Origin of the sequence: Lewinella cohaerens DSM 23179, from assembly GCF_000379805.1 — a bacterium.
In the GTDB taxonomy this organism is placed as follows: Bacteria; Bacteroidota; Bacteroidia; order Chitinophagales; family Saprospiraceae; genus Lewinella; species Lewinella cohaerens.
The window spans coordinates 123,636-138,619 of record NZ_KB903619.1 but is presented as its reverse complement, the minus strand read 5'-3'; the positions used below and the strand labels follow the sequence as shown (position 1 = coordinate 138,619).

The window sequence follows — 14,984 nt, the reverse complement described above, 5'->3', positions numbered from 1 at the left end:
TTTATAATCAGGATTTTAATATTTCCATGTCCAAGTCACCCTCTGATTTAGCAATTAATGTTGAAACAGTGGCATCACCGGTTACATTAACAACTGTTCTGCACATATCCAGGATACGATCTACCGGAAAAATGATAGCGATCCAAGCAGGGTTTAAACCTACCGACTGCAATACAACAATCATCATCACCAAACCAGCAGAAGGCACCGCAGCCGAACCAATAGAGGCCAGGGTAGCGGTAAGGACGATGGTGGCTTGTTGAGCGATAGACAAGTCTACAAAGTGCATCTGAGCCATAAATACTACCGCTACAGCTTGGTAAAGGCTCGTACCATCCATATTAACGGTTGCGCCAATGGGCAAAACGAAGTTGGACACATTCTTTGATACACCAAGGTTGTCGCGTACACACTCCAAGGTCACTGGCAGCGTAGCGGCGCTAGAACTTGTGGAGAAAGCCAAAAACTGAGCAGGGCTGATTTTACGAAAGAATGCTGCATAAGGCAGATCTCTCACAAAAATCTTCATCATTAAGGGATAAAAAACAAAAATCATAAACCCTAACCCTGCGACTAAGACCAAAGAATAAGCAGCTAACCCTTTAAATATTTCAATGACTTCAGCCGTTGTGCTTGCCATCTTTGCAATAACTCCAGCCATCAGCGCAAAAACAAAAAATGGCGCAGCATTCATCACTACTTCTACCATTTTTAGGAAAACCTCGTTGGTACCATCCATGAAAGCCATAACAGGCTCCGCTTTTTCTCTTGGAATCATCAATAAGACAATACCGAAGAAAATGGCGAAGAAAATGACTTGCAGCATCAATTTGCCATCCGATAACGACATGAAAATATTTTCAGGAACGAAGTCAACAAAAAATTTCAAAGGCCCCGCTTCCTTCATTTGAGAAGCATCAGCTAATTTCTTGGAAAGGGAAGGATCTTCCTCAGCCATACTCAATTCATCTACCAGTGCCGTAGCAGCAGCATCTCGAAAATTAGCGTAGGTAGGGTCAGAAAGATAGTTTTTGCCATCCAATATTTCGACACCATCCGTTTGCTGTACCCAAAGCTCGTATTTCATGCGATTTTTGATACGTTGATCTTGGTCAATTGTTGCACCTGGTTGAGCTATATTTACCAATACAAGCCCTACAGCAACTGCAGCAACAGTAGTTACCATATAAGCCAACATCGTTTTGACCCCCATTCGTCCAAGTTTGGACAAATCGGGCAAGGTGCTGATTCCTGAGATGATAGAGAGTAAGACCAGCGGCACCGCAATAAATTTCAACAAACGAATAAAGATCGTACCGAAAGGATCAATCCAGTCTATTGTAAACTTGCTCCATCCCCACTTTACGGAAAAGAAAGCATAGATAATACCTAGAAATAGGCCGATAATGATTTTCCAATGTAATGGCAGATTCTTCATGAAGTTAGGAGGATAGTTAGAAATAGCCCCCAAATTAATGAAATTTCTGATTCGGTTCTTTTTTGTCAATTGATTATCACAAAATAGCAGAGGTTTCATCAGTTCATATAATTCTCTTAAGTTTGCCGCATGAGATTGGAAAACGACCTATTATTACGCGTTGCTCAAGGAGCCGAAGTAGAACNCCCCCCAGTATGGCTGATGCGCCAAGCTGGAAGAATTTTACCTGAATACCGCGCCCTAAGGGCCAAGTTGAGCGGATTTAAAGAATTGGTAGAAACCCCTGCATTGGCTGCAGAGGTTACCCTACAACCTGTAGATATACTAGGTGTTGATGCTGCAATCATCTTCTCCGATATATTGGTCATCCCAGAAGCAATGGGACTCACCTATGAAATGATCGAAAAGAAAGGGCCGTCTTTCCCTAAGACGATTCAGTCACAAAAAGATATAGAGGACTTAATTGAGGGTGTTGATGCTGCATCTGAATTAACTTACGTGTACGATGCTTTGGCATTGACGAAAAAAGAACTTGCCGGTAGGGTTCCTTTAATTGGTTTCGCTGGCGCTCCCTGGACCATTTTCGCTTATATGGTAGAAGGTGGAGGAAGCAAAACTTTTTCTAAAGCAAGAAAAATGCTTTTCCGGGAGCCGGAGTTAGCTCATGCCTTGCTAGGAAAAATCACCAGCACCACCATTGCCTATCTGAAGCAGAAAGTAAAACACGGTGCAGATTTGATTCAATTATTTGACTCTTGGGCAGGGATTTTATCTCCAGCCTTGTATAAAGAGTTCGCTATCCCTTACCTGCGCCAGATTACAGAAGCACTACGAGAAGAAGAGACCCCAGTGACTGTTTTTGCTAAAGATGCTTGGTTTGCACTCAGTAAATTAGACGCCTTACCCTGCCAGGTAATAGGCTTAGATTGGACTCAGAATCCTGCCGATTTACGCAAATCACTAAAGACGGATAAAGCCTTTCAAGGTAATCTCGATCCCTGTCAACTCTATGCTCCGGGAGAAAAGGTTGCGGAAGCAACGAAAAAGATGTTAACTACTTTTGGTAAAAGACACATCGCTAACCTTGGTCACGGAGTTTATCCTGACACACCACTCGAAGGCGTACGTGCGTTCATTCAGACCGTACAGGCTCATAGGTATTAACCTTCCCTGAAAATGGGATGTTAAGCCAGTTAATCTCTACAGCTTTACCCTTCATTCCTAGCGAAAAGGAGGATAGAGAAATTTAATTAAATCATACAGGCTTTTATTATCCCATTAGCTTTATTACTTTTGCCACGCTGCAAGCATAAGCATCAATTAATTTGGTGTACAAAAAGACTTGCGCGACACCTAAACATTCCCGCTTCCATATAAACTGATTTTATGGGTTGGTTCAAGCGACTTAAAGACGGAATTCAGACAGCAACGAGGAACAAGAAAGAAGCTCCGGAGGGCCTGTGGTATAAGTGTAAACGTTGTAAAGAAACGTCTACAATGAAAGAATTGCGTGAGAACTCCTACAAGTGTCCTCACTGTAATTATCATGTCCGCATTGGTTCTTACGATTACTTCGATCTTATTTTTGACGGCAACTTCGATTTGATGTTCGAAGAGTTTCGTTCAAAAGATCACCTTAATTTCGTCGATTTAAAATCCTACCCGGAACGGTTGGCTAGTGCCTACAAGAAAACAGGGCTCACGGATGCAATTACGGTTGCGCAAGGCAAAGTTAATCGCCGACCATTGGTGATTGCTGCCATGGATTTTCAGTTCATCGGAGGCTCGATGGGGTCTGTCGTTGGAGAGAGAATAGCCAGAGCCATTGATCACTGCCGTGAAACCAGAACTCCCTTTATGATTATCTCTAAAACGGGAGGAGCTCGTATGATGGAATCCGCTTTCAGCTTGATGCAGATGGCCAAAACATCAGCCAAGCTGAGTACTTTAGCTAAGGCTGGAGTACCTTACTTTTCCTTTATGACAGATCCTACAACAGGAGGAGTTACTGCTTCTTTTGCCATGTTAGGGGATATAAACTTTGCTGAACCAGAGGCACTCATTGGTTTTGCTGGCCCCCGAGTCATCAAGGAAACGATAAAGAAAGATTTACCAGAAGGATTTCAAACTTCAGAATTCGTTCTGGAGAACGGCTTTTTGGATTTCATTGTGGACCGTAAAGACCTTAAAGATCGGATTTCTGATCTGTTGCAGCTTTTTGAAAAATAAGCCTGTAAACTACCACCTGTCTGATTGTATTCGGGATCAAGAGTATTTTTACTCTTAATTCTGCTGTTTTTTTGGCGAATAACCCTATCATGTTGTTCTCTTAGCCAAGTAATTTGAATACTACAGAAAGATGGATAAAATTTCACTTACACTATTTATCGTTTTCGTTGCTCAACTCATAAACGCGCAACAAACGACGCCTCCCGTTTTGAATCCTTTAATGTATGAGATAGCTGAGGGGGCTTCTGCCGAACGCTTAGAAGCAGATATTCGAGCGTTGGTCAATTTCGGCACTCGCCACACGCTAAGTGATACCCTTTCTGAGACCCGGGGTATTGGTGCCGCACGCCGGTGGATCAAATCTTCTTTTGACAAAATAAGCAGTGATTGTAATAATTGCCTGGAAGTAGAATACCAACGGACATTGGTGACCGCTGAAGGGAATCGTCGTATTCCAGAAGACACCTGGGTGGTCAATGTAATGGCTATTCAAAGAGGTACGCGTTATCCTGATCGATATGTCATCATGAGTGGAGATATAGATTCCCGTATTAGCGACCCTCTCAATGGTACCGATGATTCTCCTGGAGCAAATGACAATGCTTCTGGTATGGCTGGTGTAATAGAAGCCGCAAGAGTACTCTCTAAATATCAATTTCCTGTTTCCATTATTTATGTTGGCCTATCCGGCGAAGAGCAAGGCCTTTTTGGTGGTCAGCATCTCGCTCAGAAAGCCCTGGATGAAGAATGGGACATCCTGGGGGTGATCAACAATGATATGATTGGCAACATCGAAGGTATTGATGGCGTAATTGACAATACCACCTTTCGAGTTTTTAGTGAACCAACACCACCGAACGAAACAGAGCAGCAACGCATTTGGCGACGCTTTTACGGCGGTGAAGTAGATGGCCCCAGCCGTCAGTTAGCGCGCTATATTGATAAAATGACCGAACAGTTCTTCACGAATCTGGATGCAATTTTGATTTACCGTCTTGACCGATTTGGTAGGGGAGGGCATCATCGACCATTTAATGACCTCGGCTTTCCTGGTGTTCGAATTATGGAGACCCACGAAAACTACAACCGTCAACATCAAGATTTACGGACAGAAGACGGAATTGCTTACGGGGATGTAATAGAAGGTGTTAATTTTGATTATACAGCCAAGCTCACTGGCGTCAATATGGTGACACTGGCCTCTTTAGCAAGCGCTCCTCCTGCCCCAAGCGGGTTGATGATTGGCGGTGCTGTTCAACCTTCTACCCAATTGGAATGGGAAGCTAGTGAAGATCCTGATATCGCTGGATACGTGGTCTATTGGAGAGATACTACAGCTCCGAAATGGCAGCATGCTCGGTATTTTCCAGCAAATACCAATGCCGTTGAACTTACAGGGATCGTCATTGATAATTATCTCTTCGGCGTAGCTAGTATTGGTGAAAACGGGGATCAAAGTCTTGTTGCTTATCCCAGAACACTGATTCCACGACGGCGCTAAGTAGCGTGTTTTTTTCTTTTCAAACCCCAAAGCTAAAGTCATAAAGGTATGATACGGTTCTTCTTCTTCCTCTTTTCCCTAATTCCAATCCTTAATTACGGCCAACAAGTCGATCTGACGCCGGAACGTTTTCCTTTTGACGAAGCATTGGAATACAATGACAAGATACAATCTCCCGCAGCGTTTCTTGGATATGAACTAGGAGAACGATTTACAGAGTACCATCGCTCAGTAGCTTATTTTGAGTACTTGGCGAATTTGTCAAATCGCATTACCCTAAATACTTATGGAGAAACCTATGAACAACGTCCTCTTATAAATCTAGTCATAAGCAGCCCTGAAAATCATGCACAAATGGAAACGCTACGTGAGCGTCACCTACAATTAATGGATGCTGATTTTGCTGTGAGTGAGGAAGGAAAAAAGATCATTGCCAACGATCCTGTATTTACCTCTTTTAGCTATAATATCCACGGAAATGAAGCCTCCTCTACCGAAGCAGCCATGCAGATTGCTTACCGTCTGGCGGCGGCCCAGGATGAAGAAACCGCTAAAACACTAGCCGAAAGTGTCGTGATCCTATTTGTTTGTATCAACCCTGATGGTCGCGATCGCTACGTTTATTGGATCAACGGTGCTGGACGCCAGCAGCCTGGAATTAATCCCAGTGACTTCGAGCATTACGCTCCTTGGCCCAACGGACGTACCAATCATTATTGGTTTGATTTGAATCGCGATTGGATTTGGGGTGTTCACCCTGAGTCACGTGGACATACGGCCGAATATCAGCGATGGATGCCACAAGTTCATGTCGATTATCACGAACAAGGTTATAATTCAAATTATTTCACGGCTCCTGGCGCAACACCACGAAACCTCCTGCTACCAGATTCTTATGAAGCCTGGAGTGACACTTTTGGGCGTGCGAATATTGCCGCATTTGATCGTGAGGGCCTCATGTATTTCACCCGAGATCGGTTTGACTTTTTCTATCCTGGCTATGGTTCGTCTTACCCAAGTGTAATGGGAGCGATAGGAATGCTGACCGAACAGGGAGGGATTGGAGCTGGCCGAGCCATCACCACTGATGATGGATATATTTTGACCTTGCGTCAGCGAATATTTGATCATTATACGACCTCATTGGCGACTATTCAAAAGGCTGCTGTTCAGCGACAACAACTTCTTGCTTATAGTGTAGCCGCCTGGAATCCGGCAACTACCAAATCTCCCCACCAAAGTTTCGTTATCCGAAACGAAAAAGGAGGCTTTCTTGAAGACTTTTTGAAAGTAATGGATCGCCAAGGTGTCGTTGTCGAACAGGCCAATGAAGATTTTACATTAGCAAGCAGCCTTGATTATAGAACTGGGAAAAGCAGCACGACCACCTTTTCTGCTGGTGATTATATCATATCCGCACAACAGCCCCGCCATCTATTTATTCACAGTATTATGGATCGAAATCTGGCCATTGAAGATTCTGTAATGTACGATATGGCAACCTGGTCGGCCCCACTTGCATATAACCTGGAAGCTTATGCCAGTACCATCACCCCCAAAGTGGCTACAACACCCGTAGGAGAAAAAGAATGGACCGGTAGTTTGAATAATGCAACACTAAAAGGACAAATGGCTTACGCCTACCTTATTGATTGGCAGCAAAGATGGGCCCCAAAAGCCCTTGGTGAGCTTTGGCAAAAAGGATACCGTGTAAGGTCTGCTGTTGCACCATTTTCTAATGGGGAAGAAACCTACTCTGCCGGCACGCTTATTGTTCTTAGAGGGCGAAACCTGGAAAGGACATCAAGTATGGCCGAGGATATGGAAAACATCTCTGCCAGTACTGGTGTGAATATCACTGCACTTCCGACAGGCCGAATGAGCGACGGTTTTGATTTGGCATCAAGCCGCAATCGGCCGGTTGAACAACCGCGGGTTGCCATGCTGGTAGAACCTCCTTTTAATACCTATACGAGTGGTCAGGTCTACTTTCTTTTTGACCAGGAAACCGCTTTCCCTATCGACCGTATCCGTACCTCTGCTTTTGCTCAAACCAGTATGCCTAAATTAGGACAGCGTTATGGCTATGTAGATATCAACGATTATGATGTTCTTATCCTACCTGGTGGCCGCGACCTTAATCGTATTTTCTGGCAAGAACAACGGCTTGAGATTAACCAATGGTTGCAACGAGGAGGAACACTCATAGCACTCGAGGAAGCCGCTCGTTTTTTTACGACCGAAGGGAAATTTGGAAAAGTAGAATTGGTTAAAAGTATTCCTGACACGAGTGAAGCAGCCAAATACCTAACTTATGCTGAGCAAGAAACATACCGAGGGCTAAAACGTATCCCCGGCTCTGCATTAAGAACCAATATTGATACCACACACCCTCTAGCTTTTGGTGTGAAACCCGAAGTTTTTGGACTAAAACTCAATACAAATGCCTTAGAGCCTGCAACTATCTTAGAATCAGTAGGTACCTATCATCAGGAACCGGGAGAGCTTCTTACCGCAGGGTACGCTTCTATGGATAATTTGAAACGCTTGGCTGGTAAAACTTTTGCCGGAGTGCAAAAGGTTGGTGATGGTAAGATTGTATACCTATTGGACAACCCTCACTATCGAATGTTTTGGAGAGGAACAAGCAGAATGATGCAAAATGCAGCATTCTTATTACCAGGCTTCTAAACCCTATCACTGAATATTTTACAATGGAGATCAAACCGACCAAAAACTTCGGTGCAATCATGGATCGAACCCTGAAGATAATTCGTCAGAATTATCTTCAGGCCTTTCGTGATCAAGAGGCAGATATCACAACGGAGCAGTGGGTACTTTTAGACCGTTTAGCAGAAGGAGACGGTGTTTCGCAGACCGACCTGGCCAACGATAGTTTCAAAAATGCACCTACCGTTTCCAGGATTATTACTTTACTGGCAAAAAAGCAGTTAATCCTAAAGAAACAATCTTCGGCTGACCGTCGCCAATCACTCATTTTTCTATCTGAGAAAGGTAGAGCATTACACAACAAGGTTCTACCATCTGTCTTAGCGCTCCGAACACAAGGTTGGGCGCATTTATCCGAAGAAGATTACGAACACTTTGTTCGAATCATGGAGCAAATTGGTGAAAATTTCAACTAGCTAGGAGGTTTAGTACTATCTCTTCTCAAGCAGTGGCGCTAGTACCTGCCATACATTGTTGGCTACAATTACTTGACCATCCTTGTTGGGATGAATTCGATCAGGAAGATTCAATTCTTTAATACCTCCTACATCGGCTAATAAGAAGGGAATAAGCGCAGTCTTTTTTTCAACTGCAAGTTCTTGATAAATCTCGCGAAACTCTTGTGTGTAAGCTTCGCCCATATTAGGGGGAGCTTCCATTCCTGCCAGCACCAATTTTACTTCGGGATATTTGTTGCGTACGGCATCAAGAATAGCAGCCAAGTTTTCGCGCGTAGCAGTTAATTCAAATCCACGAAGGACATCATTACCACCTAATTCAAGGACAAAGACCTCCATGGGTTGTTCCATCACCCAATCTATGCGGTTGCGCCCACCGGCGGTGGTTTCTCCACTCAGGCCTGCATTGACAACTTCATAGTTATACCCAAGCGAGTCTATTTTGTGTTGAATCTGTGAGGGAAAAGAATATTGTTCGTCAAGACCATACCCGGCAGTAAGGCTGTTCCCAAAAAAGACAATACGTGGTCGATCTTTTTTTTCGGAACTACTGGTCACTTCTTCATCAATTGTATCTTCGGTCATTCCGTGTTCCGCAGCAGAAGCCTCTTGAGGGGCATCGCCACAGCCGTTTAAAACAAAAAATCCCGTAACCAACAAGGCTAAAAAGATGTTACGCATTGTAATCGTCATTGATAGTAATTTTATAATTAGCGTGTTTTCGATGGCCTTAGTCGGCTTAGGCCTGATTTTAGTCCACTAAATTGTTCTTTTTTATCGATTAACAGTGTTCTTGTTCATCCAATTTGAATTGGTACTGTTATTAATGGTCAAGGTTGAATCAATTATTACTGAACGAGCCTGCACCCAATAAAGTTTATTCTTCTATGTCTACAATTCTTGCTGTCGAGCAACTCAGCCAGACCTACCGATCTGGTGATAGATCCTTAACTGTTTTGGATAATGTTTCCTTTGCTATAGCTCCAGGTGAAAGCCTAGCTATTATCGGTCCATCAGGGAGTGGAAAAACAACTTTACTTGGCCTTTGCGCTGGCTTAGATAGAGCAGGAGAAGGTAAAGTGATCTTATGTGATGCGACGCTCAATGAGCTGGATGAAGATGCTCGCGCAGCTGTACGTAACCAGTATGTTGGGTTTATTTTTCAAAACTTCCAACTTATTCCTACCCTCACCGCGCTGGAAAACGTGATGATTCCGGCAGAATTGAACGGCAAGAAAAATGCCCAACAAAAAGCCAAAGAGCTTTTAGCTAAGGTCGGGCTAGGGGATCGCATGGATCATTACCCTACTCAGTTGTCTGGTGGTGAACAACAGCGCGTAGCCCTTGCTCGAGCTTTTTGCAATGAGCCAAAAATTCTCTTCGCTGATGAACCTACTGGAAACCTCGATGACAGCACTGGGCAAATGGTGGAAAATCTCTTGTTCGAGCTTAACAAGGAAATGGGGACAACACTTGTAATCGTTACTCATGACCCAGAACTAGCTGCAAAAACACAGCGGATCATTCAACTCAAAGGTGGCCATGTGGTTGCTGATACTACCACTGCCCAAAACACCTAAACAATGAGAGATTGGTCCTTTATTCGTCGGCTAGCGTGGCGAGATTCTCGTAAAAATCGTGGTCGCCTAGTCCTTTTCATGTCTTCTATTATTCTTGGAATAGCCGCATTGGTGGCTATTAACTCTTTTAATTATAATCTTCAAAGAGATATCGACGAGCAAGCAGCTTCTCTATTAGGAGCTGATTTGGTTGTGAGCGGCAATCGCCCCGTTAGTGAAGACTTAAAAGCGGTATTAGCGACGCTGCCCGGAGAGGAGGCTTCCAAACAGGAGCTCTTTTCAATGGCCTACCTTCCCCGTATCGACCATAGCCAATTTATTCGCCTGCAAGGATTAGCAGGAGACTTTCCTTTCTACGGACAGCTAAAAACAGCACCTGCTGATGCTCGCAGTCAACTAACAAACGGCAATTACGCCTTAGTCGACCGTGGCTTCATGGAACAGTTTGAGGTTAAAACGGGCGATAGTATTCGCTTGGGTTCAATGTCTTTTCTTATTGCTGGAGAGCTACTGAATGACTTTGCTAGTGCTAATGTAGCCGCGGGTTTTGCTCCTCCTGTATACATTTCTCAACAAAATCTGGAAGCTACGGGTCTTGTTCAGGCGGGTAGCTTGGTCAACTACAACTACTATTACAAACTTCCAGCAGATTATGCTGTTGAGGAATGGGTGGATACTCAAAAAGAAGATTTCAGAAATGAAAGCCTTCGTTTGCAAACCGTCCAAGGGCAGAAAGAAAACCTTAGCGATGCGTTTTCTGGCCTGAACTCTTTTCTAAACCTGGTTGCTTTAGTATCTCTTTTATTGGGGTGTATCGGCGTAGCGAGTAGTGTACTGATCTATGTGAAAACCAAAATACCTTCTATTGCCGTGCTTCGGTGCTTGGGTATGAAAGGAAGTGATATCTTCTGGGTATACCTCTTGCAGATTTGCACCATTGGTGGCCTAGGCGTCATCTTAGGGACTATTATGGGAACAGCTGTACAGCTGGCATTACCACAATTGTTTCAGGATTTTCTCCCACTAGAAGTAACTACTGAAATCTCATGGAAAGCCATCGCTGAAGGAGCTGTAATTGGTATAGTCATTACCATGCTGTTTGCACTGGTTCCGCTTTTGCCAATCCGCAGGATCAGCCCATTGCGGATTTTGCGTGCTTCTTTTGAAGACGATGTTCAAGCCCGCGATTGGCTCCAGTGGGGCGTATTTGGGGCCATTGGCTTGTCTTTATTGGCGTTCCTCTGGTATTTGACCGGAGACTTTATGAGTGGGCTTATGTTTACCGCAGGATTGGTATTCTCTTTCCTGCTTTTATTTGGTGTTGCACAAGTAATCATCTGGGGTGTAAAGCGTTTCTTCCCCCGACAATGGAGCTTTGTCTTTCGGCAAGGTTTGTCCAATTTGTTCAGACCCAATAACCAAACAGTAACCCTGCTTGTGTCCATCGGTTTAGGAACAGCAATTTTAACGACACTTTTTATCGTACAGGGGTTGTTACTGTCCAATGTACAAGAAATGGATGCAGGCAACCAGCCTAACGTCATCCTCTATGGCATAGAAAAAGAGCAAATGGCCGAATTGGCTGAGTTGACCACCGAATTTGATATGCCTATTGTACAGCAAGTGCCCATCGTTACAATGCGAATGACTGGCTGGCAAGGCAAAACCAAGGCAGAATGGCTGGCAGATACTACGCGAGAGGCAAGACGATGGGCTTATAACCGAGAAATCAGGGTTACTTTTCGTGACTCGCTAGATGGTTTTGAAGAGGTTTTGGAGGGGGTTTTCCCTCGACCTAGGGCGACCAATGGTGATTCTATCTATGTTTCCCTCGAAGAGGGCTTTGCAGAGTCTATGGCTGTCTCTATTGGCGACGAACTGAATTTCAACGTCCAGGGAATGCCAGTAACGACCTATGTAGGAAGTATCCGAAAAGTGGATTTCACCAAAATGCGTACCCGGTTTTTTATCATTTTCCCTGAAAAAGTATTGGAAAATGCCCCTCAGTTTCAAGTATTGGTTAGCAAATCGCCTAACCCGGAAACAACCGCCAAATATCGCACAGCAGTGGTGCGAAAATTTGCAAATGTCTCCGTTGTAGATCTCAGTTCGATACTTGATGCCCTCAGTGATATATTGAAAAAGGTTTCTTACGTCATCCAATTCATGGCTGTTTTCAGCATACTAACGGGCTTTTTGGTATTAATCAGTTCACTGCTTCTAAGCAAACTACAGCGTATCAAAGAAAGTGTCTTGCTACGCACACTCGGCGCTAGCAGTAAGCAACTTTTAAAAATAACAGCAACAGAATATGCTCTTTTGGGAAGCTTAGCAGCAGCTACCGGAATCATCATAGCTCTCGTAAGTAGCTGGTTACTGGCTACTTACCAGTTGGAGCTTACTTATTATGCTCCTTGGTCAGCAATCGGCGTGATATTCGTCTTGGTTGTTGCTTTGATTGTGATTATTGGTCTACTCAACAACAGAGAAGTATTGCGAAAAAGCCCCTTGGAAGTACTGAGGAGAGAGTCTTAATACAGTCTTCTTTTTTGAACCACCAAAGGACACCTAAGTTATTTTTTCTCCTTCTCTGATAATTTTTGTGGTCAAGCTAAAGCAGAAATCGTAAGTGACTGGTAAGGAACGTGATTTTTGTTTTCGATTGACTCTAGACACAAAAATTGTCAGAGAATCTTTTTTCTTAGGTGTCCTTTGGTGGTTTAATTTACGAGTACACTGATACAGCTGGGTAACCTAAACGAAAACTGCCCCGGACATCCTTTCGGAGCCGGGGCAGACCACACACTATGAGAACACCCATTATATTTTGATGATCGTTTCTGATTACGATCCTGTATTTATTTCCTAACTTTCACTATTATAGACGCTTTCAGATGTGATTTGTATGCATCCTTAAATGTTATAGTCCTTAACATTTGCTATAAGCGACTGATAGATAGCTCGTTATATTTTAAGCATTTGTATTAAAATCATTTTTTTAACACTTATCTGACAGAAAAAGAATCTTCAGCCATTGATTAAGCCAAATACAGTACGAGAAATCATAGAAACGGCACGAGCCGAAGATGTTGTAGGTGACTTCGTTAATTTAAAGAGGCGAGGTACCAACCTCATTGGGTTATGCCCATTCCACAATGAGAAAACACCGTCTTTTAATGTCAATCCAAGCAGGAATATTTATAAATGTTTTGGCTGTGGCAGGGGAGGGGATCCTGTTAATTTTTTGATGGAGCATGAGCAACTCAGTTTTCCGGAGGCACTACGGTGGATTGCAGGGAAATATGGGATAGAAATAGAGGAAGTAGAACTTTCGGAGGAGCAACGTGCTGAGCAGCAGATGGCTGATAGCTTATTTATCGCCAATCAGTTTGCCTGCGACTATTATCAAGAACAACTTTTCGATAGTGATCGAGGACGAAGTGTGGGCTTGAGCTATTTCAAGAAACGCGGCTTCAGGGAAGAAACCCTTCGCAAATTTGGTCTTGGATATGCACCCTTGGGGCGAGATGTTTTCCTAAATGCTGCCCAGCTAGCTGGGCATAAAAACAGCACACTCGAAAAAGCCGGGTTAATTAAAAACAAGCGTGACTTCTTTCGGGATCGGGTAATGTTTACGATTCGCAACCTTTCGGGGAAGGTAGTAGGGTTTGGTGGCCGCATCTTGCAAAAAGATGTGAAAGCTCCTAAATACATCAATACGCCCGAGACGGAGGTTTACAATAAAAGTCGCATTCTTTATGGGGCGTTCCATGCGAAGCAAGCCATCCGTAGAGAAGATGAATGTATCATTACAGAAGGCTACACAGATGTTATTTCCTTGCACCAGGCAGGCATTGAAAATGTAGTCGCCAGCTCGGGTACTTCACTGACGGTTGATCAGATTGGTGTAATAAAACGCTATACCCCGAATGCAAAGGTTCTTTTTGATGGTGATAAAGCTGGTATTCGCGCAGCCCTCAGAGGCATTGATTTACTCCTTGAGCAAGACCTTAATGTAAAGATTGTACTCCTTCCTGATGGGGAAGATCCAGACTCCTATTTACAACAAGTGGGGCTTAACGCTTTTAAAACTTTCCTGGAGAACAAGGCTGAGGATTTTATCTTTTTCAAAGCCAATTTACTACTCGCAGAGGCCGGTAATGATCCGGTAAAGCGTACCGCACTGATCAAAGACATTGTTGGTTCTATTAGCCTAATTCCAGACCCACTTAAGCGATCACTTTACATTAAAGAATGTGCGCGACTTTTTGGCGTTGACGAACAACTACTCGTAGCAGAAACCAACAAAATTATTGCTCAACGGCTGCGTAAACATCAGCAAAAAGAGCGCGCGCGCGGAGGGAGTAATAAAAATGAAAAAACACCATTCCCTTCCGGACCACCACCAGGCTGGGAAGAGCAAGGAATGCCACCGCCAGGCTGGGAGGAACAAGGTATGATGCCACCACCTGTTGCTGCGAAACCTACTGTAACGGGAGATGAATATCAAGAAAGGGATTTGGTTCGGATTTTAATCTTATATGGTGATAAGTCCCTAGACGAACAAGAACAGTCTGTTGCTCAATTCATCATGACCAACATTGATGATGTTATTGATAATTTTGACAATGAGCTTTATCAAAGAGTTGCCAAGGAATATCAAGTCTTAGTAGAAAAAGGAGAGCTCCCATCGGCGAGCTACTTCATGCAGCACGAAACCGAAGAACTGCGAAAGTTGGCCATTGATATGGTAAGCACACCTTACGAGTTTAGTGAAAACTGGGAAAAGAAATGGGAAGTGGTTCTTAACCAAAAAGCACCCGACGAGAACTTCATTATTGATAGTGCCCACGGATTGAAACGCTTCCGGTTACGGAAACTTACTCGACTCTGCCAAGAGAATGTAGATAAACTCAAAGAGCTGACTGCCAGTAATGAGATAGAGGAATTGGTACTCTACATGAAGCTGCAACAGCGGTTGCAGACGCTTAGGAATGGTCTGGCAAATGAATTGGGCACAGTAGTGCTATAGAAAAGAAAAGAGGGTG

The 14,984-nt window shown here is 43.8% G+C and carries 10 protein-coding genes; 8 read left to right on the top strand and 2 right to left on the bottom strand.

From position 1 onward, the window contains the following. Positions 1-7 precede the first annotated feature (7 nt). Positions 8-1,438 carry a dicarboxylate/amino acid:cation symporter gene (locus A3EU_RS0128470; RefSeq protein WP_026211635.1) on the bottom strand — a complete coding sequence of 477 codons (1,431 nt, stop codon included), beginning with the start codon at positions 1,436-1,438 and terminating at the stop codon, positions 8-10. 129 nt (positions 1,439-1,567) lie between these two features. Here A3EU_RS0128470 and hemE point away from each other — a divergent pair, with 129 nt between their 5' ends. From hemE to A3EU_RS0128445, 5 genes are all read left to right on the top strand, one after another. Continuing rightward, a complete protein-coding gene (gene hemE / locus A3EU_RS0128465) occupies positions 1,568-2,602 on the top strand; it encodes a uroporphyrinogen decarboxylase (RefSeq protein WP_020539593.1) in 1,035 nt (344 codons plus the stop codon). Between the two features lie 222 nt (positions 2,603-2,824). Next, positions 2,825-3,667: an acetyl-CoA carboxylase, carboxyltransferase subunit beta gene (gene accD, locus A3EU_RS0128460; RefSeq protein ID WP_026211634.1), complete on the top strand. Its 843-nt coding sequence runs from the start codon at positions 2,825-2,827 to the stop codon at positions 3,665-3,667. Positions 3,668-3,797: 130 nt separating this feature from the next. Continuing rightward, positions 3,798-5,168 carry a M28 family peptidase gene (locus A3EU_RS0128455; RefSeq protein WP_020539591.1) on the top strand — a complete coding sequence of 457 codons (1,371 nt, stop codon included), beginning with the start codon at positions 3,798-3,800 and terminating at the stop codon, positions 5,166-5,168. 48 nt (positions 5,169-5,216) lie between these two features. Next, positions 5,217-7,859, top strand: a complete 2,643-nt coding sequence (locus A3EU_RS0128450) for a M14 family zinc carboxypeptidase (RefSeq protein WP_020539590.1) — start codon at positions 5,217-5,219, stop codon at positions 7,857-7,859. A 59-nt stretch (positions 7,860-7,918) separates the two neighbouring features. Beyond that, complete coding sequence (locus tag A3EU_RS0128445; RefSeq protein ID WP_169433407.1) at positions 7,919-8,314, top strand: MarR family winged helix-turn-helix transcriptional regulator; 396 nt, start codon at positions 7,919-7,921, stop codon at positions 8,312-8,314. 15 nt (positions 8,315-8,329) lie between these two features. Here A3EU_RS0128445 and A3EU_RS0128440 read toward each other — a convergent pair whose 3' ends face one another. After that, positions 8,330-9,049, bottom strand: coding sequence for an arylesterase (locus A3EU_RS0128440; protein WP_020539588.1), 720 nt, complete (start codon positions 9,047-9,049; stop codon positions 8,330-8,332). A gap of 194 nt (positions 9,050-9,243) precedes the next feature. Between A3EU_RS0128440 and A3EU_RS0128435 the strand changes: the two genes are divergently transcribed. From A3EU_RS0128435 to dnaG, 3 genes are all read left to right on the top strand, one after another. Beyond that, entirely contained in the window at positions 9,244-9,936 is a 693-nt protein-coding gene (locus tag A3EU_RS0128435) for an ABC transporter ATP-binding protein (protein ID WP_020539587.1), read from the top strand. A 3-nt stretch (positions 9,937-9,939) separates the two neighbouring features. Then, a complete protein-coding gene (locus A3EU_RS0128430; protein ID WP_026211632.1) occupies positions 9,940-12,471 on the top strand; it encodes an ABC transporter permease in 2,532 nt (843 codons plus the stop codon). Positions 12,472-12,970: 499 nt separating this feature from the next. Next, positions 12,971-14,968 (top strand): DNA primase, encoded by a 1,998-nt coding sequence (gene dnaG / locus A3EU_RS0128425; RefSeq protein WP_020539585.1) that lies wholly within the window; start codon positions 12,971-12,973, stop codon positions 14,966-14,968. The last annotated feature ends 16 nt before the right edge of the window (positions 14,969-14,984 follow it).